Source organism: Pseudolysinimonas yzui (assembly GCF_014653215.1).
GTDB classification, from domain to species: domain Bacteria; phylum Actinomycetota; class Actinomycetes; order Actinomycetales; family Microbacteriaceae; genus Pseudolysinimonas_A; species Pseudolysinimonas_A yzui.
The window spans coordinates 16,230-38,777 of sequence record NZ_BNAI01000012.1 but is presented as its reverse complement, the minus strand read 5'-3'; the positions used below and the strand labels follow the sequence as shown (position 1 = coordinate 38,777).

General features: G+C 66.1%; 18 protein-coding genes. 5 read left to right on the top strand and 13 right to left on the bottom strand.

Features of this window, described 5'->3' with window-relative positions:
• Positions 1-29: 29 nt before the first annotated feature.
• The 9 genes from IE173_RS14855 to IE173_RS14815 form a co-directional block, all read right to left on the bottom strand.
• Complete coding sequence (locus IE173_RS14855; protein WP_191284305.1) at positions 30-593, bottom strand: RpiB/LacA/LacB family sugar-phosphate isomerase; 564 nt, start codon at positions 591-593, stop codon at positions 30-32.
• A gap of 70 nt (positions 594-663) precedes the next feature.
• Positions 664-2,700, bottom strand: coding sequence for a bifunctional aldolase/short-chain dehydrogenase (locus IE173_RS14850; RefSeq protein ID WP_191284322.1), 2,037 nt, complete (start codon positions 2,698-2,700; stop codon positions 664-666).
• Entirely contained in the window at positions 2,697-3,452 is a 756-nt protein-coding gene (locus IE173_RS14845) for a ThuA domain-containing protein (RefSeq protein WP_229842139.1), read from the bottom strand. The genes IE173_RS14850 and IE173_RS14845 overlap by 4 nt, the downstream gene beginning before the upstream one ends.
• A 5-nt stretch (positions 3,453-3,457) precedes the next feature.
• Positions 3,458-6,184 (bottom strand): alpha-L-rhamnosidase, encoded by a 2,727-nt coding sequence (locus IE173_RS14840; protein ID WP_191284304.1) that lies wholly within the window; start codon positions 6,182-6,184, stop codon positions 3,458-3,460.
• Entirely contained in the window at positions 6,181-6,462 is a 282-nt protein-coding gene (locus IE173_RS14835) for a hypothetical protein (RefSeq protein ID WP_191284303.1), read from the bottom strand. Before IE173_RS14835 ends, IE173_RS14840 begins: the two co-directional genes overlap by 4 nt.
• A gap of 13 nt (positions 6,463-6,475) precedes the next feature.
• On the bottom strand, positions 6,476-7,489 hold the full coding sequence (locus IE173_RS14830; protein ID WP_191284302.1) for an NAD(P)-dependent oxidoreductase: 1,014 nt from the start codon (positions 7,487-7,489) through the stop codon (positions 6,476-6,478).
• A 44-nt stretch (positions 7,490-7,533) separates the two neighbouring features.
• On the bottom strand, positions 7,534-8,433 hold the full coding sequence (locus IE173_RS14825) for a carbohydrate ABC transporter permease (protein ID WP_191284301.1): 900 nt from the start codon (positions 8,431-8,433) through the stop codon (positions 7,534-7,536).
• A gap of 5 nt (positions 8,434-8,438) precedes the next feature.
• Positions 8,439-9,239, bottom strand: coding sequence for a carbohydrate ABC transporter permease (locus tag IE173_RS14820; protein ID WP_229842138.1), 801 nt, complete (start codon positions 9,237-9,239; stop codon positions 8,439-8,441).
• A gap of 211 nt (positions 9,240-9,450) precedes the next feature.
• Positions 9,451-10,782, bottom strand: coding sequence for an ABC transporter substrate-binding protein (locus IE173_RS14815; RefSeq protein WP_191284299.1), 1,332 nt, complete (start codon positions 10,780-10,782; stop codon positions 9,451-9,453).
• Positions 10,783-11,103: 321 nt separating this feature from the next.
• Between IE173_RS14815 and IE173_RS14810 the strand changes: the two genes are divergently transcribed.
• Complete coding sequence (locus tag IE173_RS14810; protein ID WP_191284298.1) at positions 11,104-12,333, top strand: D-arabinono-1,4-lactone oxidase; 1,230 nt, start codon at positions 11,104-11,106, stop codon at positions 12,331-12,333.
• A 59-nt stretch (positions 12,334-12,392) separates the two neighbouring features.
• Here the strand turns inward: IE173_RS14810 and IE173_RS14805 are convergent, their stop codons facing one another.
• Genes IE173_RS14805 through IE173_RS14795 form a run of 3 tightly spaced genes read right to left on the bottom strand, consistent with a single transcriptional unit; the run spans position 12,393 to position 16,870 of the window.
• A complete protein-coding gene (locus IE173_RS14805) occupies positions 12,393-13,799 on the bottom strand; it encodes a rhamnulokinase (protein WP_191284297.1) in 1,407 nt (468 codons plus the stop codon).
• A gap of 55 nt (positions 13,800-13,854) precedes the next feature.
• Entirely contained in the window at positions 13,855-16,002 is a 2,148-nt protein-coding gene (locus tag IE173_RS14800) for an ADP-ribosylglycohydrolase family protein (protein WP_191284296.1), read from the bottom strand.
• A 1-nt stretch (position 16,003) separates the two neighbouring features.
• On the bottom strand, positions 16,004-16,870 hold the full coding sequence (locus IE173_RS14795) for an NAD-dependent epimerase/dehydratase family protein (protein ID WP_191284295.1): 867 nt from the start codon (positions 16,868-16,870) through the stop codon (positions 16,004-16,006).
• A 686-nt stretch (positions 16,871-17,556) separates the two neighbouring features.
• On the opposite strand from IE173_RS14795, the gene IE173_RS14790 reads away from it, so the two are divergent.
• Positions 17,557-18,324 (top strand): SDR family NAD(P)-dependent oxidoreductase, encoded by a 768-nt coding sequence (locus IE173_RS14790; RefSeq protein ID WP_191284294.1) that lies wholly within the window; start codon positions 17,557-17,559, stop codon positions 18,322-18,324.
• Between the two features lie 396 nt (positions 18,325-18,720).
• Complete coding sequence (locus IE173_RS14785) at positions 18,721-19,821, top strand: Gfo/Idh/MocA family protein (RefSeq protein ID WP_191284293.1); 1,101 nt, start codon at positions 18,721-18,723, stop codon at positions 19,819-19,821.
• A gap of 87 nt (positions 19,822-19,908) precedes the next feature.
• Here IE173_RS14785 and IE173_RS14780 read toward each other — a convergent pair whose 3' ends face one another.
• Positions 19,909-20,649, bottom strand: coding sequence for a DeoR/GlpR family DNA-binding transcription regulator (locus IE173_RS14780; RefSeq protein WP_191284292.1), 741 nt, complete (start codon positions 20,647-20,649; stop codon positions 19,909-19,911).
• Positions 20,650-20,807: 158 nt separating this feature from the next.
• Between IE173_RS14780 and IE173_RS14775 the strand changes: the two genes are divergently transcribed.
• Together IE173_RS14775 and IE173_RS14770 are read left to right on the top strand one after the other, a co-directional pair.
• Complete coding sequence (locus IE173_RS14775) at positions 20,808-21,572, top strand: class II aldolase/adducin family protein (protein ID WP_191284291.1); 765 nt, start codon at positions 20,808-20,810, stop codon at positions 21,570-21,572.
• Between the two features lie 68 nt (positions 21,573-21,640).
• On the top strand, positions 21,641-22,531 hold the full coding sequence (locus IE173_RS14770; RefSeq protein WP_191284290.1) for an aldo/keto reductase: 891 nt from the start codon (positions 21,641-21,643) through the stop codon (positions 22,529-22,531).
• Positions 22,532-22,548 lie beyond the last annotated feature (17 nt).

The window sequence follows — 22,548 nt, the reverse complement described above, 5'->3', positions numbered from 1 at the left end:
CTCAGAACCAGAACTGGCCTTGATCGTCGTCAGAACGCCAGCCCCTCAGGTTCCTTGCCGAGGGGCGCTTCTCGTGGCTCTAACAGCGCGAAGCCGTTCTCGCGGTAGCTCTCATAGTCGAATGCTTCACACTCGTCATAGCCAATCTTGTGGTACTCGTAGAACCCATCCCACGCCTCGTAGCCATCGCCGAGCGAATTCTCGAGAAAGGCATCAGCCATGGCCATCGCCAAGCGGGGGGCGGTGAAGAACGCGCCCATTGCCAGCACGTTCGCGTTGTTGGCGGTGGCAGCGCGTCGGGCTGCGGACACGCTTTCACACACTGCCGCATGGACATGCGGGCACTTGCTCGCCGCGATGTGAATTCCCATTCCAGATCCGCAGAAGATGAGTGCCTTCTCAAAGAGCCGTTCCGAGATCTGTGAGCCAACCAAGAACCCCACGCGGTGATACATCGGAAGGTTGTCGTTGGCGGGGGTGAGATCGGTTACCGTCCACCCACGCTTCTCGAGGTGGTGTTTGACCGCTTCTTTGAGCGGAAACCCCGCGAAGTCGGCTCCGACCACCACCTGCTTTTCGTGCGTCGCTTTCATCACTGCTCCATCTGTCCTTCTGGGTAGAACTGGTTGCTGGCCAACCTTGACGGTATCTCTGTGGCCCAACTCAACGCAGGAACGCCGCCGCCACCCCGGCATCCACGGGGATGTGGAGTCCGGTAGTGTGCGACAGCTCGGGTCCGGTGAGCACGTATACGGCGTTGGCGACGTTCTCTGGGAGCACCTCGCGTTTGAGGATGGTGCGTTGCGCGTAGAACATGCTGAGTTCCTCCTCCTTGATCCCGTAGGTGTTGGCACGGTTAGCGCCCCAGCCAGCGGCAAATATCCCGGAGCCGCGCACGACGCCATCCGGGTTGATGCCGTTGACCTTCACGCCGTGCTTCCCGAGCTCAACCGCGAGGAGGCGCACCTGGTGGGCCTGGTCCGCTTTCGTCGCCGAGTAGGCGATGTTGTTGGGGCCAGCGAACACCGAGTTTTTCGACGAAATGTAGATCACGTCGCCGCCGAGCTGCTGGTCGATGAGGACGCGCGCCGCAGCCTTTGAAACGAGGAACGACCCCTTCGCCATGACGTCGTGTTGCAGGTCCCAGTCCTCCGCGGTGGTGTCGAGCAGAGGCTTGGACAGGGCCAGGCCCGCGTTGTTCACGACGAGGTCGAGCCCGCCGAAGGCGAGCACGGTCACCTCGATCGCTGCCTGCACCTGCGCCTCGTCGGTGACGTTTGCCTGCACCCCGATCGCGACGTCGGTGCTGCCCAGCTCTGCCGCGGCGGCCTGCGCCTTCTCGAGGTCGAGGTCCGCGATCACGACGCATGCGCCCTCGGCCGCGAGCCGGCTGGCGATCGCCTTGCCGATCCCGGAGGCGGCGCCCGTGACGAGCGCGACGCGGGAGGCGTGCGACTTCGGTTTCGGCATCCGCTGAAGCTTGGCTTCCTCGAGCGCCCAGTACTCGATGCGGAACTTCTCCTCATCCGAGATGGGCGCGTACGTGGAGAGCGACTCGGCGCCGCGCATGACGTTGATCGCGTCCACGTAGAACTCGCCGGCGACCCGGGCAGTCTGCTTGTCGGCGCCGTAGCTGAACATCCCGACGCCGGGGACGAGCACGATGAGCGGGTCGGCGCCACGCATGACAGGGGAGTCCGGGGTCGCGTAGCGGTCGTAGTACTCCTGGTAGTCGGCGCGGTACGCCTTGTGCAGCTCCTTCAGCCGTGCGACGGACTGCTCAACGGACGCGTTCGCCGGGAGGTCGAGCAGCATCGGCTTGACCTTAGTGCGCAGGATATGGTCGGGGCAGCTGGTTCCGAGGGCGGCGAGGCGAGGGAGCTCGGCGGAGGCCAGGAAGTCGAGAACGACGTCCGCGTCGGTGAAATGCCCGACCACGCGCCGGTCCGTCGAGGCGAGCCCGCGGATGATCGGCGCCAGCGCGGCCGCCTTGGCGCGGCGCGGCTCGTCGGGAAGGGGCTCGAAGCCGGCGAGCGGGGCGCCGAAGGGGTCATTCCGACCGTGCTCGGCGATGTACTTCTCGGCCTTCGCGATGATCTCCAGTGAGTTGGCCTCCGCCTCGTCGCTCGTGTCGCCCCACGCGGTGATGCCGTGGCCACCGAGGATCGCACCGATCGCACCGGGGTTCGCCTCCGTGATGGCGGCGATGTCCAGGCCCAGCTGGAAGCCGGGACGACGCCAGGGCACCCACACCGCCTTGCCGCCGTAAATCTCCTTCGTCAGCGCCTCCCCGTCGGTCGCAGTCGCGATCGCGATACCGGAGCTGGGGTGCAGGTGGTCGACGTGGGCCGCGTCGACGAGGCCATGCATCGCCGTGTCGATCGACGGGGCCGCGCCGCCCCTACCGTGCAGCGTGTAGTCGAGCGCGGCGATCATCTCGTCCTCGCTGTCGACGCCCTGGTACACGCCCTTCAGCGCGAGAAGCCGGTCGACGCGCAGCACCGCGAGCCCCGACTCCTTCAAGGTGCCGAGGTCTCCGCCGGAGCCCTTCACCCAGAGTAGCTCGACCTGCTCACCCGTCGCCGGGTCGGTCTCGGTGCCCTTCGCGGATGTGTTGCCGCCCGCGTAGTTCGTGTTCTTCGGGTTCGAGCCGAGCCGGTTCGAACGGGCCAGCAGAGCGGCGACGGTCGGATTGGTCATGGGGAGTTGAACCACCCTGCCATCGGACGATGGTGCACGTTCGGCGCCTCCCTCAACTCCCCCGGCGCGAGCCAGCGCACCGCGTTCGAGATGATTCGCTTCACACCGGGCTGGTGATAGGTCGGGAAATCCTGATCCCCTGGACGGAAATAGAAGACGCGTCCGCGGCCTCGCCGGTAAGCGCAGCCCGAACGGAACACCTCGCCCCCACCGAACGAGCTAATGAACACGAGCTCGTCGGGCTGGGGCACGTCGAAATGCTCGCCGTACATCTCCTCGCGCTCGATGACGAGAGGGTGCGGCACCCCCTCGGCGATCGGGTGGCCGGGTGCGACAGTCCAGATCAGCTCCTGGTCATCCGCGCTGCGCCAGTCCAGCGAACAGGTCGTGCCCATCAGCCGGATGAAGATCTTTGAGAAGTGGCCGGAGTGGAGGACGAGGAGCCCCATGCCGGACAGCACCGCCTGGTGCACCCGGGCCACGACCTCGTCCGAGACTTCATCGTGGGCCGCGTGCCCCCACCAGGTGAGGACGTCGGTCTCGGCGAGGACCTCCTCGGTGAGCCCGTGCTCAGGCTGCTGCAACCACGCGGTCCTCACCTCGGTCTGCTCTCCCAGATGCTCCCGGATGCCCGCGGCGATCGTCTCGTGCATCGTGTCCGGGTATATCTCCCGGACACTCGCCTCCCGGTCCTCGTGGACGTTTTCGCCCCACACCGTCACCCGGATCGGCGTCTGCATGATCTCCTCCATCTATCTCAGCCGCTTACGGCGAACTCGTAACGCCCGGATCCGAGCTGGACCCGAACTCCGTTGCCTTCGGCGGACACGTGGCGCACGCCGGGGACCGGCTCGCCCGGCCGCCCATCACGCCACACCACCGCGTCGCCCTCGCGGACCTCGGTTACCGCATCCTCTCCGGCGCGCGGGAGGAGGACGGAGGCGTGGGCGTTCGGCGGAACCACAACGGTGAAGCGCACCCCGCCATCGGTCCGGCGCCACGCGGACCGGAGAAGACCACGCGGGGTCTTAAGCTCGACCTCGGCCTCGCTCAGTCCCTCGGGTACCAGCGGCTCAATCAGAATGGTGCCGAACCCGGGCTCCTCCGGCAGAGGCGTCAGTCCGCCGAGATACCGATAGAACCACGCGTCGACCGCCCCATACATGGGGTGGTTGTGCGACCCCATGCCGGCGAGGACCCCGCCGGTGACGTGTTCCCAGCGTTCCCAGATCGTGGTCGCGCCCATCTCGACCATAAACCCCCAGCTGGGGTAGGTCCGCTGCGTGAGCAGCTTCATCGCGACGTCGGCGCGGCCGAAGCGGGCGAGGACGTCCATGGCGTACTTGGTACACAGATTGCCGGTCGTGAGGTGGTAGTCGTGCTCCTCGATGTCCCGAACGAGGTTCGCGAAGACCCGCTCCTCGTGCTCCTCGGGCACGATGCCCAGGTACAGCGGGAACGCATTGGAGGACTGGTTCCCCGGGCCATAACGCGACAGCTCGGGATCGTAGAAGCGGGTGTTGATCGCGTCGCGGACCTCGCGCGCTCTCTGCTCGTAGTCGGCTACGTCCTCGGTGCGGCCCAGCGCCGAAGCGATGTCGGCCATCAGGCGGAGATTGAGGTAGAGGAAGCCGGTGGAAATGAGCCCGCCGGGAGTCACCGCCGACATGGCACCTGAACCAGCACTGCCCTCGACCGCCTCGCTGACGGGCGGCGCCCAATCCCCGATCTCCGACTGCTCGATGATCCCGTCCACACGGAGGGAGTCGAGGTAGGCGACCCACCTGCCGAGGTCCCCAAAATTGCGCTCGATCTGACGGCGCTCCCCGTAGTGCAGGTGGAGCAGCCACGGCACGAGCAAGAAGCTGCTCACCACCGGGTCGGCAGGACGATGACCGTACCGGACATGGGGCGCTGTGTCGGCGATGACGCCTGTCGCGGCGCCCTGGGTGTCGAGGATGTCGAGGAACCACTTGCTATAGAGCCTCGCGAGGCCGAAGTTGTGGACCGCCTCCTCGCCTCGGACCGTCATGTCGTTGAGCCAGGCGAGGCGCTCGTCGCGCTGAGGGCAGTCGGTGGGCAGGCCATGCAGGTTGCTACCTTCCGTCCACACCACGTTGCGATGGATCCGCTCGAGCAGCTCGTTGTCGCAGCGGAAGGTCCCGATCGGCTCGACGGCGGACCGGACGACGCACCCGCGTACGTCCTCGAGTGATAGATCCGCCGCATACCCGTCGACCTGCACGTAGCGGAAGCCGTGATACGTGAAGTGCGGCTCAAACCACCGGGCCTCGCCGCCCGGAAGGATGTAGCGGTCCGTCGCCTCGGCCGTTCTCAGGTTGACGGTGTTGACCGTGCCATCCTCGTGGACCATCTCGGCATGACGGAGCGCTACGGTCGTCCCCTCCGCGCCGCTGAGCCGAACTCGGACCCAGCCGGCGAAGTTCTGCCCGAAGTCGAGAACCTGGGACTCGGGTCCCACGCGATGGACCGCGACCGGGCGGAGCTCGTCTACGATGCGGATGGGCTCCAGCTGCTGAGCCTGAAGAACGCCGCCCGGCGGCTCCACCGGGATCGCCCGCTTCCACCGGGCACCCGACGCCGCGACATCGAGGCCCGCTTCCGCCCAGCCCGCGATCTCCCGTCGGGCGTCGTAGGTCTCGCCCCCGTAGATGCTGTGGCCGAGGATCGGCCCGTCGATGGTGGTGAGCCACTCCGAGTTCCGGTCGGTGACGATCGCCAACGTTCGCCCGTCGGCGAAGTCGACGTGCAGCTCGAGGATGACCTGGGGCTGCAGCTGGCTCGGCAAGGCCGAGGGCATGGGCTCGAACCAGCCGTTGCCGAGAGCAACCCCGACTGCGTTGGCGCCGTTCACGAGGTGCTCGGTCACGTCGTATGTCGCATAGAGGGCCCTGGATCGGAAGTCCGTCCACGCGGGGTCCAACACAGAATCTCCGATGCGGGCGCCGTTGACGTAGAGCTCGTAGTACCCAAGTCCGCTGACGTACACGCGGGCGCGTTCGATCGCGCCAGCGAGATCGAACTCGCGGCGCATTAGGGGCGCGACCACTCTGGGCGTCATCGAGACGCACGCCAGCCACTCACCGCGCCACTGCTCCGGGGACAAGAAGGCCGTCTCGAAGCGCGCAGTCGTGCTCTCTGCCTCGGAGCCGTCAGCGGTGCGGACCCGCACCTGCCAGGAATACGCGGTTCGGCTCGTGAGGGGAGCACCCCCGTACTCGACCCCCAGCTGGTCAGCGCTCTCAGTCCAGCCAGAGTCCCAGCACTCCGCTCCCGCGTCCTCGCCGGATTCGGTACGGACAGTGACGCGGTAGGCAGTCTGACGGACGTCGCGCAGCGTGCTCTCCAGCCGCCAGGAGAACCGGGGCCGGGGCTCGTCGATGCCGAGCGGCTCTGGTGCGTGGTCGGTCAGCAGGCCGGTCACTACGAGGCCGGTCTGCCGCGCCTGCGCCCCGACGCTCACCGCCGGACTCCGACCAGAGGACGAAGGGTGTCCCGCGCGATCTCGAGACCGCGCTTCACGCGGTCGGCGGACCCGGTCCAGACGGGGTCGCGGAACTCTGTCGTGATGCGGTCCGCTGCACCGGCGTCCAGCTGTGCCGCATCGATATGGGCCAGGCCCGGTCCGCCTGGCAGCCGAGCCGACACCTCAAGGGTGTCGAAGCCGCTCCGCGCTGCCCGCCCGATCACGTCCGCGAGCGGCACGTCGGACATGCAGCCGGAGACGAATCCGAGTTTCATCGGTTCCTCACTTTCACGCCTCCGTGAGGCGGACGACTAGCTCCCTGGCAGCCGCCTGCAGCCGTCTCGGCGGGAGCCCGCGCGCCAGCATCTCGAGGTCGTCCACCACGAGAGTGCCGAGGTCCCACATGCCTTCCCGTACCGATCCTGCGCGGTGCGCCGAGAGCACCACCGTCTCGAGGGAACGTATCGGGTGGTCGGCGGGGAGCGGTTCTTCGGGGAAGACATCGATGCCCGCACGGAACCGGCCGGCCGCGAGGAGGTCGGTGAGCGCCTCGAAGTCGACCACGTGTGCGCGACTGATCAGCAGGAGAACCGCGTCCGGTGCGATCAGCTCGAGCAGGTGCCGATCCAGGACGGCACGATTCTCCGAGCTCGGTGCCGCGAGCACGAAGATCACCTTCGACTCGGAGATGAGCTGCTCGAGCCCGACCGGCGTTACGCCGCAGGATCGCAGGTACCCGTCGCCGAGCCACGGATCATGGGCAGAGATCGGTCCTCCGAAGGGTTCGAGAAGCGGACGCAGTGCCTGCGCGATCCCGCCGTAACCGATGATCCCGATCGGCTTGTCGAACAGCATGAACGTCGTCTCGTTCCCAAGATGCATGTACTGCTCGGTGCCCGCCCGCATCGCGCGATCGCCGATCGTGATCTCGCGGCACGCGGCGAGCGCGAGACCCAGCGCCATCTCGGCGACCTGGCGGCCGAAGCCCGGGGCGGCCGTCAGCACGTGGATCCCGCGCGTGAAGGCCTCCTCGTAGTCGAGGCCCCGAGGAAGGCCTCCGCCGACGTCGATGATCGCGCGAAGTCTCGGGAAGCGCCCTTTCAGGTCGCCGTAGCGCCACTGCGAACAGATCAGGATGTCGGCGGACTCCAGCGCCGCGCCCGCGGCGTCAGCGGGCATCGCTTCATCCCTCGCCCAGACCACGTCGACCGTTTCGCGCAGCCGACCCAGGTCGGCTGCCGAGAAGACCTCATCGACCCGACGACCGAAGATGTCGACGACGGCTCGTGGCAGTGCGGTCATGATTCTCTTTCCCTCGTTGCGGAGCCCGGTCAGCCTCGACCCGATCAGCCCTTGACGGAGCCGCTCGCGAGCCCTTCGACGAAATTGCGTTGGAACAACAGGAACAGCACGACGACGGGCGCGGAGAGGATCAGTACTGAAGAAGAGAGCAAGCCGTAATCAGTGGTGAAGCGGCCGGTCAGAAGGAGCATGCCCACCGGAAGGGTTCGGACGCTATCGGTGGTGAGAAACACCAGGGGCAGGATCAGGTTGTTCCACGACCAGAGGAACTCCAAGAGAGCCACAGTGAGCACCCCGGGCCGCACGAGCGGCAGCATGACGTTCCAGAACACCCGGATCTCCGAGCACCCGTCGACACGGGCGGCGTCCTCCAGCTCCGGTGGGAGCCGCAGGAAGAACGCCCGCATGATGAACGCGAAGAACGGCGCCCCAATCGCCACATGGGCGATGATCACGGAACCGTAGCCGTTGAGCAGACCGAAGTCCCGCATCACGGTGTAGAGCGGGAGGATGATCGCGGTGATCGGGATGGTCAGTCCGATCAGCAGGACCACGATGACCACCCGGCGTCCCCAGAATCGCATGCGCGCCAAGCCGTAGCCGGCTAGCGGCGCCACGACGATCATCGCGAGGACGGAGACGACCGAGATGATGACGCTGTTCAGGAAGTACTCGCTGAATCGACCGCTGATCCACGCGGTCTCGAGATTGTCGAGCGCCGGCGGGATTGGTGGACCGTACGGGTTCGTGACCACTTGGGCGCGGTCCTTGAACGCAGTCGACCACGCGAGCAGGAGCGGAATGATGGAGAAGGCCGCCACGACCGTGAGGTAGAAGTACAACAGCCCGCGGGTGGTGCGGCGTCGCCCGGTCAGCTTGCGCGGCCGCGGGCCGCGCTCGATCGCGCGGGTGCGGCGGGCGGGAAGTATCGATGAGCTGGCCACGAGAATCAGTCCTCTCCCCGCTCGCGGAGGATGATCGAGATGACCGCCGCCACGAGCACGATCACCATGAATGTCACCGCGATCGCGGCCCCGTATCCGTACTGCCCCTCGGTGAATCCTCGCTTGAACATATAGGTGGCGAGCACCTCGGTGGAGTTCACAGGTCCGCCTCGGGTCGTCGCCCAGATGATGTCGAACGCCTGGAACGCGCCGATCATCTCGAGCAGGAGGACGACGGTGATGACCGGTCTCAACTGCGGGATGGTGACGGCGAAGAAGGTCTGACGCACATTCGCTCCATCGACTTTCGCCGCGTCGTACAGGCTCCGGTCGATCCCCTGGATGCCCGCGAGGAAGAGCACCACCGCGAGTCCGAAGCCCGACCAAGCCGCCGCGAGCGCCAAGGCGGGAAGGGCCGTATTCGGGTCGCCAAGCCATCCTTTGGTAAAGGCGCCGAGCCCGATCGTCTTCAGGAAGCTGTTGATCAGACCGCCGGGCTGATAGATCCACTCCCAGACCAGCGCGGTGACGATCGACGCCTGCACCACGGGGAGAAAGAAGATCAGTTGGTAGATCAATCGACCCCGGGTCGCCCGAGCGAGCGCTGAGGCCGTGATCAGCCCCACGACGAGGTTGAACGTCACGAGCAGCAACACGAAGAGCAGGTTGTTTCCGAGGGCCTTCCAGAACAGGCGATCCTCGAAGAGTCGACCGTAGTTGTCGAACCCCACGAACTCACGGGTCGGTGAGACGCCGTTCCATTCGAAGAGCGACAGCCCGAACAGGCCGAGCGTGGGTCGCAACACGAACACCAAGAAGAGAATCAGTGCCGGCGCAAGGAAGAGGTACGCAGTCAGGGTGCGCTTTCCCCCGCGCCGCATTTCGCGCAGGCGAGGACCCCGCCGCGTCGGCACTTTGCTCGCAATCGAGACCACGCGCTCTTCCCTTCCTTCCGATTCGATGGGGTCTGGGCGCCCCATGCGCCCAGACCCCACGTTGCCGAGAATCTGCTCCGTGTTAGCAGACGGGCGGGGATCCCGCCTTCAACGTGTTGCCGTTCTCCTTCTCGGTCTCCCAGGTCTGCTGGATCGTCGCGAGTAGCTGCTCGGCGTTGACCGAGCCGGCCAGGACTCCCTGGCTGCCATCCATCATGTTCTCGAAGATCGATCCGGGGGTGACGGCCTCGATGAACGCAGGAACTGTTCCGTTGTCGCGGTACTTGGCCATCTCAGCCAGGAGCTTCTCAAGCACCGAAGGCAGTTCGACCTCGTCCAGCGCCACCTCACCGACGGGAACCAGCCCGCCTTCGAGGATCACTGTCCGGTTCTCCTCGTCGAAGAAGAGGTAGTCGATCAGACTCGCCGCATCGTCCGCGACGTCCGAGTTCGCGTTGACATACCAGCCCTCGCCCGGACTTGCGTTGGCGTAGGTCGGGGCTCCGTTCGGGCTCGGCAGCGCGAAGACTCCGATGTCGTCGAAGCTCTCACCCGCGTCCTCTTGGGCGCCCGGGATCACGAAGCCACCCGTGTAGGTCATCGGGACTACTCCGGTGTAGAACTCCGCCATCGTCGCCTGGTAGGTGTACGAGAGCGGGTCCGGTCCGAAGTAGCCGGCCTCCTGCAGGGCGACGAACGCCTCGGTCGCCTCGCGGAACGGCTGGTCGGTCCAACTGCCGTCGCCGTACAGCGTCTCAGCGATCCCGTCGGGGCCTGCCGCCCCGCCCCACGCCGCACTGAGGATCTGGGTGACCGGCCACGCATCCTGGCCGGCGGCGCCGAGCGGCGTGTTGTAGCCCGCATCCATCAGGTCGTCCATGAGACCCGTGAATTCATCCCAGGTCGTCGGAATGGCCAGGCCCAGCTCCTCGAAGATCGACTCGCGGTAGAAGACCCCGGTCGATTCGATGCTGTTGGGAACCGCCCACAGCTTGCCATCCGACGAGACGAGAGCCGCCAGGTCCTCGGGCAGGGTGTCTCCCCACCCGTTGTCGCAGTACTGCGACGTGAGGTCGAGCACCAGACCGGCGTTGATGTACGACCACGAGGCCGACAGGTCGCCGGCCCAGAGGTCGGGGCCGTCGCCGGACGTCAGCGCCGGCAGCAAAGCGGGAGGATTGATGTCGGGTCCCATCGCGGTGACCTCGACCCTGATGTCCGTGTTCTCCTCGTCCCATTGCTCGATGAGCCCGGTGATCGCGTCCACCTGTCCGGGCTCGAAGCCGTACCAGATGTTGAGGACTCTTTCTCCGGTGTCGCCATCACCGCTGGTGCATGCAGTCAGCGTGAGCGTCGCGGCTCCCAGCGCGGCAACCGCAGCGAGAACCGGACGTCGGAGGTGCTGTGGGGTCATGCGAATACCTCTCTTCATCGAGTCGCCTCCGTCGGTCGACGTGAGGGATTGCGAGAATAGTCGCATAAGTTAACATAGGTTGGCAAGCAGTCGGGCCCGCCCCGTCGGCACAGCCGTCAGCAGGGTTCATATCGAACGGATCACGAATGAACGTCGAACAGAGGCCCGGAGCTCGCTCGGGTCTCCGTGGATCATCCCGATCGTCCGTGCCTGAACGAGGCAACTTCTCCTGGGCCGAGATGCTCGCGGAGAAGATTCCGGAGCGGTCTGGACACACCCGAATTGTGAAGGTCGGCCGGTCAGCACGCCAGGAGGAACACCATGAAGAACTGGGCTGAGAACATCGAGTACACGGCGACGCGCGTCGCTCGCCCGCGCAACCTCGACGAGCTCGGTGAGCTGGTGCTCGCGAACAGTCGGGTGAAGGCTTTAGGCAGTCGCCATTCGTTCAACCTCTGCGGGGATACGACCGGAACGCTGCTCGACATGAGCGCCTTCGACTCGACGGTCGAAGTGCATGGTGAAACCGTCAGGGTCGCTGCCGGCGGGACATTTTCCCATGTCGTGGAGGCCCTCGCCCGGACTGAGCTGGCACTGCCGAACCTCGCATCGCTGCCACATATTTCGGTGGCAGGCGCGGTTCAGACGGGCACCCATGGTTCGGGCGTGCGCAACCCAGCGCTGAGCGCCTCAGTCACGGCGTTCGAGATGATGCGGTCCGACGGCACCATCGGGCGGTTCACCCGTGGAACGAGCGAGTTCGACGCGTGCGTGGTCGGCATCGGCGCCCTCGGAATCGTGACCGCGCTCGAGCTGCACTGCGTCCCCGGCTTCAGCATCGCCCAGTCCGTGTATCTAGACATGCCGTGGGAGGCGGCTCTCGGGAGCTGGGACGAGCTGTCGGAGTGTGCATACAGCGTCAGTGTCTTCACCAAGTATGTGGGAGACACCATTCCTCAGGTCTGGGCGAAGCGTCGAGTGGGCGACCCGGAGGGGCTGGATCCGGCAGCGCTTGGGGCCCGGCAGGCTCAGGAGGCTCTTCATCCCCTGCCGGGAGTCCGACCGGACAACGTGACGGTTCAGTTTGGCGAAGCCGGCCCCTGGTACGAGCGGTTGCCGCATTTCCGCTCCAACTTCAAGCCCGGCCGGGGGGACGAGATCCAATCCGAGTACCTCGTTCCATCGTCGGCGGCTCGTGATGCGACGGAGGCGCTCCGTCGCATCGGCGACAGGATTTCGCCGCTGCTCCATGTGTCCGAGATACGGACCGTGGCTCCGGACGCGGCATGGCTGAGCCCCAGCGGCGACCGCCAGAGTACGGCGTTCCACTTCACCTGGCAATCCAAGCCCCGGGAGGTCGCGCATGTCGTGCCTCTCGTGGAGCAGGCACTTGCTCCTTTCGCACCCCGACCGCATTGGGGCAAGGTTTTCGCAATGTCGGGAGCCGAACTGCGTGAGGTCTTTCCCCGTCTAGCGGAGTTCTCCATCCTGGCGCGCCAGCTGGACCCGACCAGCAAGTTCAGCAACGAGTACCTCGACGGCGTGCTCTGACGTCCGGCGCGAGTCCGGGGATCGCCTGTCCTCGTCGACTGCTCATCCTGTCCGGGCGGTCAACGCGGGTCGTAGCGGGTCAGCGGGAACGATCCGCGCACGACCTCGCGGAGCTCGGCCAGCCCTCCGTGCACAAGTCCCATGGCGCGGGCCTGAACGAGGACGTTGCCGATCACGGAGGCCTCAACCGGCCCCGCGATTACTGGCTTCCCCATCCTGTCCGCCGTCGCCTGGCACAGCAGCTGATTCTGCGAGCCGCCGCCCACGATGTGGACCGACGGCACCGGCTCACCCGTGATGTCCTCGAGCGCCCGCACCGCTGCGGCGAAGGCCTCGGCAAGGCTCTCGAGCACGCAGCGCACCATGGCGGGGATGGTTGCCGGTGCGCCGATTCCCCGCAGGCGGAACCACTCACGCATTGCGCCGGAGGTGGGGCCCGGGCGCAGGAACAGCGGGTCGGCGGGATCGATCAGCTGATCCGACCGGAGGCGCACCTCCGCTGCAGCGGCGAGGATCGCCGGAAGCTCGAGCTCGGGCGCCTCGCTGACCAAATCGTTCACCATGCCGAGGCCCATCAGGTTCTTCTGAAAGAGCACCCGTCCATCCGGTCCCGCCTCGTTGGTGAAGCGCTCGACCCGCGCTCGTTCGGTCAGCAGGGGGGCGCGCATCTCGACGCCGAGGAGCGCCCACGTGCCGCAGGAGAGATAGGCCGCACCCCGCTCCGCGAGCGGCGTCCCGATGACGGCGGCGGCGGTGTCGTGGGAGGCGACCTTCCGGACCAGCAGGCCGTCTGCGCGGCCGACCGCGTACGCGCACGGCCCGACCAGCGGGCCAAGCTCCTCGCCCGGCTCCAAGATCGGGGGCAGCAGCCCCTCGGGCAGCTCCAGAGTCCGCACGAGCTCGCGATCCCAGGATCGGGTTCGCGCGTCCAGAAGGCCGCTCGTCGACGCGATGGTCGGCTCCGTTGCAATCCGACCGGTGAGCCAGTAGCCGATGGTGTCGGGTGTGAACAGCAGCGCGTCGGCGACGGCCGTGATCCCCTCATCACGGTCCACGGCGAGCTGGTACAGCGAGTTGAAGGGGAGCGACTCGAGGCCGTTCCGCCGGTACAGCTCCTCCGGTCGAACGGTGCCATGGGTGAGGGCGGCACCCCGCTCCCCCCGCAGGTCTCGGTAGGTGAACGGGAGCCCGAGAAGCCGCCCCGATCGAAAGAGGCTGTAGTCGGCGCCCCAGGTGTCGATCCCCACCGACTGGAGCGCGTCGCTCCGCCGGTTCGCCATTCGCAGCCCGCCGACGACCTCGGCCCAGATCGCGGTGATGTTCCAGTGGAACCCGTCGGCCATCGCCAAGGGCACATTGGCGAACCGGGTGACGGGCTCCACACGGATCCGGCCGCCCTCGACTGTGCCGATAAAGACGCGCCCTGTCGCAGCGCCCAGGTCGACAGCTGCGACCGTTCCCCTCATGGTGCGAGTCCCTCTCCGTCATGCGACGCGATTCAGCGTCCCGGTGATCACATGTCTAGCGGACCTCGGCGGTCGTGCTCGGGCGCACGGTGACGGGGCCGACGGCCACCCGCCCCTCCTCGCACAGAAGAGCGATGCCGCCGTACTCTAGCGGGGCCACGTCAGTGACCTCGAAGAGCGCTGTGCCATCTGCGAATGCGCTGATCGTGGCCCCTAGGGCCTTCAGTCTCAGCTGAACCTCCCGGTACAGCTCGAAGCGGAACGGCGCCTCTCCAAGCACGCGCTCGTCCCCGTCCACCGACTTCACCAGACTGATGATCCCCGAGTTCCGCATCACCAGCGAGTAGTGCCTGCGCAGTCCCTGCGTGCGGATGGCAAGACCCGTCGCCACGGCCATGTGGGGAGTGAAGCCGGCGCTCACCTCAATGTCCCGCCAGTCCTCGGACCCGTGCAGGACCATGCCCCGTCCGGTGTTCTGGATCAGCCGGTAGGGCTCGGGCCAGCCGGTGCCCCACCCCTCTCCGAACATGTCCATGGCGTCGACCCAGGCCCGGCGCCACGCCGTGCCGCCCTTCGGGTTTGGGAACGGTCGCCACGTGGGCGGGACGGGGCGAGTGAGGACCACCTCGGGCTGACCGTGCCAGTCCATTCGATCGAGGACGACGTCCGCCGAGCCCTCGACCTGCCCCTCGACCACAAGGCCGACGCTCGCGATGGGGTACCCGCCGGTGTCGGCCACGACCCAGGTCATATCGGTCCACTCCCCCGCCGTCGCGACCTGGGCAGGACCGGTGACGGTCTGAACACCGTCCTCCTCGTCGTACACCTGGATCGCGAGCCGGAGCGTAGTGTCGGCGCTCTCCGCGCGGACTGCGGCCGTGACCGTCTGCCCAGAATGGAGGCGCGGGGTGCCCTGGAGCCCGTACCCGGGGGCGTTGAGGATCTCGGGCGGGACGAACGTCGGCGTGGCGACGTGGACCTGCGCGCCGGTCGTCACCCGGATTCGCAGCCCACGGTCACCGTCCCTGCCGAGCTCGGCAGTGTTGGTGAGCTCAGCCGTCCCGGCGACCACCTCGAAGCCCTGCACCGATCCCGGGAAGTGGAAGCCGAACTTGGCGCCGTCCTTCAAAGCAAGCGGCTCCTCGCCGCGGATGCGCCGGGCGATGTTTGTGATGACGAGAGCTTCGGTCACCGCATCCGTCGTGGTCCGGGCACCATCCGCGGTCGGGAGGAACAGCCTGTCCGCTACGGGCGTTCGCCAATCGTGCCGTCCGTCGAACCCGGACAGCCCGTTGCGGATGCCGAGAAGGCAGCCGAGGTTGCCCGAGTTACAGTCGGTGTCCCACCCGCAGGTGTTGACGATCATCATGGACCGACCCCAGTCGCCCTCGCCGTAGAGGAGCGCCAGGATGATGACCCCGTGGTTGGGCACGACGTGCACGTTGCCGCCGAACTTGTCGTACCCGTACTCCGCCTCTAGTCGCTCACGTGCCGCACGCCAGTCCGGCTCGGTGCTGTGCCATTCGCGCAGGTCGCGAATGAGGCGGGCGGTGGTCGAGTCCGCGGGGATCACCGAGAGCCCCGTGTCGAGGAGGGCGTCGATGTCGGACTCGACGAAGGCCTGGGCCTCCATCGCCGCAATCACCTGGGCGGCGTAGATGGCTTCACCGTCGTGGCTGACCGCCGCCGCCCGCCGGGCGAGGTCGGCGGCGAGGTCCGGCTGCCCGGGCAGCAGCATCGCCCAGCCGTCGATGAAGATCTGCGAGCCGATCTGCTCGGCGACCTGGGGACCGTTCAGTTCGATCGATCCGCTTCGCGGAGCCGCGATCCCATTCTTCATCCGCAAGTAGGCCGTGTGCTCCGTGGAGTTGCCCATGCCGCCCCACCAGAAGATCGTGCGCTCCTCGATGGCGTAGTTGAGCCACGCCTTGCCGATCTGCTCCGAGGTGAGGGACACGTCGTAGCCGTTGTCGCGAAAGGCCGCCAGGAACGCGAGAGTCCCCGAGATGTCGTCGTCGACCACGATCAGCGGAACGCCGACCTTGTCGTGCACGTAGTACTCGATGTCACCGACTCGCTCCTGGATCTTGGAATAAAGCCACCCCTCCACCGGCCTGCCCACGTATACGCCGAGAATCTTGCCGAGCACGCCAGAGTACACGCGCTCCGCGTAGTCCTCAGGCAGCTGATTGGGGGCGGTCATGTCAAGCATCCGTTCTGTTGTGGCGCCAGCTGTGGCGGGGCTCGTAGCCGAGGTCGCGTCGCGCGTTGTCGATGGACAGGAGGGTGTCATGCTCCCCGACGTCTCGCACCGCGGGAACTCCCGGGAACTGAGCATCGAGGAGCTCTCGGTTGGGGCGTGCGGAGACGGTGTCGGCCGCAGCGATGATGTAGACGTCAGTTCCCGTGCGGTCGACGGTGAGGGCCCGCTCCACCGCCTGTGCGGCGTCCCGCGCGTCCACATATCCCCAGAGGTTCCACCGCCGAATGGCGGTGTCCTCGTCGAAACCGGGGAACTCCGCGTAGCCCTCCTCGTGGATGATGTTGGAGAATCGCAGCCCGATCATGGTCAGTTCCGGGTCCCACCGGCAGAAATGCGCGGCCATCTGCTCCTCGAGGGCCTTCACCATGGCGTATGTCGACTCCGGACGAGCGGGAACCGACTCGTCGATGGGAACCTGCGACGGCGGGATGTCGAACGGTATGCCCAGAGTGGTCTCGCTCGACGCCCAGACGACACGCTTGATCCCGTTCAGCTTCGCCGCGAGGAACACGTTGTGTGTCGCGCGAATGTTGTTGTCGAACGTCGCACTGCTCGTGGTGATGCCGGGAGCGGGAATCGCTCCGAGGTGAACGATTGCGTCCACGCCGCCCGAGTATTGCCAGTCGATGTAGTTCATGACCTCGACCACGTTGCCGAGGTTCGTAAGGTCCGCACGGACGAACCGTCCGCCCGTCACCTCCTCGCCGCGCTGATCGACCGCGATGACATCCCAGCCCGCTTCGACGAGGTGTTTTACACAAGCGCGGCCGAAGTCTCCGCTGCCTCCCGTGACCAGTACCCGCGTCATGTTCCTCCTCCAACTCGCGGCCATCCGGCCCTGTGTTGTTTCTTGTGAAAGTGTGTGGAGCCCCACTGGCCGTCAAATCCGCGAGCGTTCGCCGGAGCTGTGTGCGCCCGTCGCGCGGCGCGGGCCCGGTACTTGTTGCCGTCCACCGTCAGCGCCTCGACGATGTACCTGTGCGAACAGGGGGTTACGTTCAGCGGAAGGCAGACCACCACGACGCTAGCGAGGAGAAGCTGCTACTGCAATTGGTACCGGCCCGCCGAAAACGCACTCATCCCTGTCTACGTCCCGAACAGGTGCAGCGCACGGAGAGAGAAACACCGCCACCGCCGCGGCGGCGAGCCGCCCGGCCTCGTTGTCGCTGTGAGTTCACGTCAGGTTCTCCTCTCCATCGAGATGCGTCGACCCGGCGGGCCGAGAACATTGAGTGAATTGTTGCACAACTTCACAGCAATGAGCTACGCTGTTCCGAGAGGTCCGGGCGAGCCGGGCACCCCCAGGGGTCTTCGCGCGGCGCACAGAGCCAGCGTGCAACGCGCTGGTGCGTGCGCATCGGTGGACCCGGCGAGATGCGTTGCACGTCGTGTGTGGGAGCCAGTTCTCATGGATCCCACCCTGCTGGGATTTGATCGAAGCGACCGGCAAGGCCGAGCGCGGTCGCATCCCCTTCTCTGCGAAAGGACCACCACATGCCCCTTGAGGACCGCTTTTCTCTCCACGGCCGGGTCGCAGTGGTGACCGGTGGGACACGGGGGCTGGGCGAGGGTTTCGCTCGAGCACTCGCGCAGGCAGGTGCACAAGTGGCGATCATCGGACGCGACGACGAAAAGGGACAACGCGTCTCGGAATCGATCGCCGCGACCGAAGCTGCTCCCCTGTACCTTCACGCCGACATCACACAGCCCGATGAGGTGCGCTCAGTGCTCTCGTCGGTCCTCGACCACTTCGGCAGGGCAGACATCCTCGTCAACAACGCTGGCACCTGCATCCACTCGCCGGCCCTCGACGTCACAGTTGAGCAGTGGAGGCAAGTGATGGACCTCAACCTCGACGCGCTCTGGTCGTGCTCCCAAACGTTCGGCCGCCACTTCGTCGAGCAGGGTTCGGGGAACATCGTCAACATCGGATCGATGTCCGGGTTCATCGTGAACCGGCCCCAGTGGCAGCCTGCGTACAACGCCTCGAAGGCGGCCGTCCACCATCTCACCCGCAGCCTCGCCGCGGAATGGGCCCCGTTCGGCGTGCGGGTGAACGCCGTGGCACCCGGGTACATCAAGACCGAGATGTCGCCGGTCGACGACCCGCGCTATCGCCGCAACTGGATCGAGGACGCCCCCATGCAGCGCGTTGGCACTGTGGAAGAGCTCGCGCCCGCCGTGGTGTTTCTCGCGAGTGACGCGTCGTCCTTCGTCACGGGCTCAGTCCTCGTCGCAGACGGCGGTTACTCCGTCTTCTGAGGACTCATGGGCCGCGCGACCGTCAGATGATCTCCGCACAGAAACCAAAATCGATGCCCCTCCAATCACTGCCCCCCGTCGTTTCGTCGGCAACTTGAACGTCGACATCACGGCGGTCGCCGAGCGGCTTCCCGGTCCGCGAGACACGGTCCAGACCGCGGCTCTCGTGCCCGGACACGAAGGCAAGGGGGCCAACCAGGCAGGGGCGGTGGCCGCTTCCCCGCTTGTCGCGCCCCTACGTGCAGGCCTCACGCCTCCCGCCGCGTTCACCATGGTGTGCCGCGCAGGACCCGTGGCGGTAACCGAGCGGGCCTCGCAGCCAGCAATCATCCATCTGCGCGACTACATCCCGGCCCCCCTGCCGGCCGAGCAGTTCGCGCGCCGGGAGTCCACGAGATGACCCTCTTCACACCTGTCTCGTCGCCCAACCGGCCGATCCGCTTCCTGGTCGTCGGCGCAGGGCAGATGGGCCGCGCCTGGCTGCAGGTGCTGAACGAGTCCCCCGACGTTGAGGTGGCGGGCATCGTCGACCTCGACCTGGAGCTCGCCCGGGGGGCTGCTGAGAGCGCGGGGGGAGAGACGTCCGTCGACACCAGCGTCTCCCGCCTGGCGAAGCGGACAGGGGCGGTCGCCGCCGTCAACGTGACCATCCCCGAGGCGCATCATCTGGTCAACTCCGAGGCGCTGGAGAGCGGGCTGCACGTCCTGTGCGAGAAGCCCCTGGCCCCGACCGTGAGCATGGCGCTGCGCACCGCGGCCGTCGCCAGGAGTAGTTCCCGGTTGCTCATGGTGAGCCAGTCCCGCCGGTACCTGCACGCCCTGTCGGCCTTCCGCGGTCAGTTGGCCGAGATGGGAGAGGTGGGCTTCCTCGTCGCGGAGATGTACCGTGGCCCTCACTTCGGCGGCTTCCGGGAACGGATGCCGCACGTCCTCCTCGTTGACATGGCGATCCATACCTTCGACGCCGCGCGCTTTCTCCTCGACGGGGATGCGGTCTCCGTGTACTGCGAGGAGTTCAACCCGAAATGGAGCTGGTACGCGGGCGCCTCTGCGGCCACGGCCGTCTTCGAAATGAGCGGCGGGCGCCGCTTTACCTATTCGGGGAGCTGGTGCAGCGCGGGGTTCGAGACGTCATGGAACGGCCGTTGGCGGGCGAGCGGCGCTCGTGGAACAGCCCTGTGGGACGGCGAAGGCGCCCCACAGCTGGATCTCGACGACGGTGGCGTCCTTGTGCCTGACCTGGCGAGAACCGGCCCGGAGGGTATCGCGGGCGCCCTGGCCGAGTTCGTCACCGCGCTTCGCAGCGGCATCTCGCCGAGCGGCGAGGCCTCGCGGAACATCGGAAGTCTCGCCATGGTGGAGGCTGCCGTGCGATCCGCCCAGCAAGGTAAGCGAGTGCGTATCGCCGACGTTTTGTCGAGTGCTTTGACTCGCGCGATGGCTGACGAGCCCGACGGGGAGCAGCACGACCTGCTTGCTAGCGTGCTGCTCAACTGATCCTCGCGGGGGCCGAGACCGCACTGAGGACGGGTGACCGAAGCCGACTCCGACTCCTTTTGGAGCGAACAGCCCGATGGCGGGGATCTAAAGCACGCTGACCTGAGCGCGAAGTTCGTCAAGGCGCGGATCGTTGGGGTCGAGTTCCGTTACCACGATGTCGATGGAAGAGAGGGGCAAGGCCCTCACCATGGCCTTCGCGCCGATCTTCGTCGAGTCGACCGCAAGCACAACCATTCTCGACGAACCGGCCATCGCACGCTTGATCTCCATCTCCCCAACGGTGGATTCGCTGGAGCCGCTATGGACGTCGAGGCTCATCGCTGAGACAAAGCAGGCGTCGTAAGCAAACCCTTGAATCGCATTGACCGCGATCGACCCCACGAGGCTCACGTTCTGCTCCTCCGACTCTCCCCCGGAAAGCAGAGCTTTGATCCCTGGTCGCCCCTTTAACTCATCGAATGCCGCCAGCCCGTTTGTCACGACCGAAAGGCGTTCGACATCTCTCAACACCTCAGCCAGCTGGAAGATCGTGGTGGACGCGTCCATCGCAATCGACGAACAATCGCGCGCCAACGGAAGCAGTTTCTGCGCGATTCGTCTCTTGGACAAGAGGTTCTTGCCTTGGCGCTGTCGGAAGTCCTCTGCGCCGACAAACACTACTCCACCACGCACTCGACGTGCGGTCCCATCACTCTCTAACACGAGCATGTCGCGCCGAATCGTCATCGGATGCACATCAAGCAGCCGTGACGCGTCTTCGTAAGTGAGGAAACTCGCCTCGCGGAGCGCCTCCGTGAGTCGCTTTCGACGCACCTCGACCGACATCGTCCCAGTCATCCTCTCCATGGCCTCCGTGAGTCGTCCCTGTCATCCTGGGCTGGCCAAAACTTACTACGTCCTCGCCGGGAAGCAGTGTTGATGATTGCCCAATCTGGGAATCTCCGCTACTTTTCACAGAGGATATCTAGTCTCGGAGCAAATCATTGCCAGAATCAAAGAACGCGCACCTCGTTGAGCTTGCGCGTGCACTGGGCGATGCGTCGCTCAACTTCGTCGTGCTGGCAGAAGGCAATGTCTCGCAACGTTCGAGCGATTCCACGCTGTTGGTCAAAGCGTCCGGCCGTAGGATGGCGAGCGCGGACGAGACCGACATCGTTGAGGTGAACGAGACTCCACTCCTGGAACTCCTGGACGATCCGAGCGCGGATGACGGAGCAGTGTTTACTGCCCTTTCAGGTTCGCGGATCGATCCGACGGCGCCGATGCCCTCCGTGGAGACACTCCTTCACGTGGTGTGCCAACAACTGGCGGGCGTTCGATTCGTCGCTCATACGCACCCCGTCGAAGTTAATGCAGTTCTCTGCTCAGTTCGACCAACCGCGCTTGTGGATGGAGCGCTCTTCCCTGATCAGGTGGTGGTGCTGGGGCGGCACCAGCTTCTCGTGCCGTATGCGGACCCTGGACTTGCACTTGCGCGACTCGCTCGGCAGGCGCTTGACGAGCACGTGCTGGCGCATTCGTCCTACCCCAAGGCCGTCTATCTCCAGAATCATGGGCTTTTCGCGCTGGGAGAGAGCGCTCAGGAAGTCATCAACATCACCGTCATGGCCCAGAAAGTGGCGCAGATCACGTTGGGTGCGCTTGCCTTGGGCGGGCCGGCATTCTTGACTCACGACCAAGCGATGAGGATCGACTCGCGGCCTGATGAGGTGACGAGGCGCGCTGAGCTCGTGCGGACTCCGAAGTGAGACGCCGGCCCACCGTGCAGTCGGCCCGCATCATGGCAAACCGGAGACTCGGCCGCTCCGGTCTATCGGTGAGCGAGCTTGCGCTCGGAACGATGACATTCGGGGCAGAAACTCCCGCCCGTGAAGCGCACGCGATGCTCGACATGTTCGCCGAAGCCGGGGGGAACTTCATCGACACCGCCGACGCCTACGGCCTGGGCGCGAGCGAGGAGATCGTCGGCTCCTGGCTGCGGAGCAACCCCGAGTTGGCCGACCGCATGATCGTCGCAACCAAGGCCCGCTTTGCGATGAGTCCTGACATCAATGACCGAGGCGCCTCCCGCCGCCACTTGACACGGGCGATTGATGCGTCGCTTCGGCGGCTTCAGGTCGACACGATCGATCTCTTTCAATTGCATGCGTGGGATCCACGGACCGAGGTGGAAGAGACACTCTCGACTCTCGAGCGTGCCATGTCGGCGGGCAAGATTCTGTACTACGGTCTCTCGAACTTCGACGGGTGGCAGATCTCCAAGACCGTGATGACGGCGGTGCTGCGGGGCGCGCCGCCGCCCGTCAGTGTTCAGCCCCAGTACAGCCTCGTCGCACGTGAAGTGGAGTGGGAGATTCTGCCTGCTGCCCGTGACGCCGGCCTCGCAATCCTGCCCTGGAGTCCGCTGGGGGGAGGTCTCTTGACGGGCAAGTATGATGCGGGCTCCTCGATCCTGCCGACGACGCGCCTGGGTCGGCTGACACCGAGTTCCGCAGACAGCCGAATGAACGCCGTACCCGCGCGCTCGTGGAAGGTACTCGAAGCGGTGCGGGCGATCTCGTCGGAGTCTGCGACGTCGATAACGGGCGTAGCCCTAGCGTGGCTTCTCAACCAAGGCGCGGTGAGCAGCGTGATCGTGGGCGCGCGCGAGGCTGAGTCCCGGGGAGTGGTGGACTTTCGGGCCGAGGGCGTCGTAGCGACGTCGTGAGGGGCCACCGTGCGATG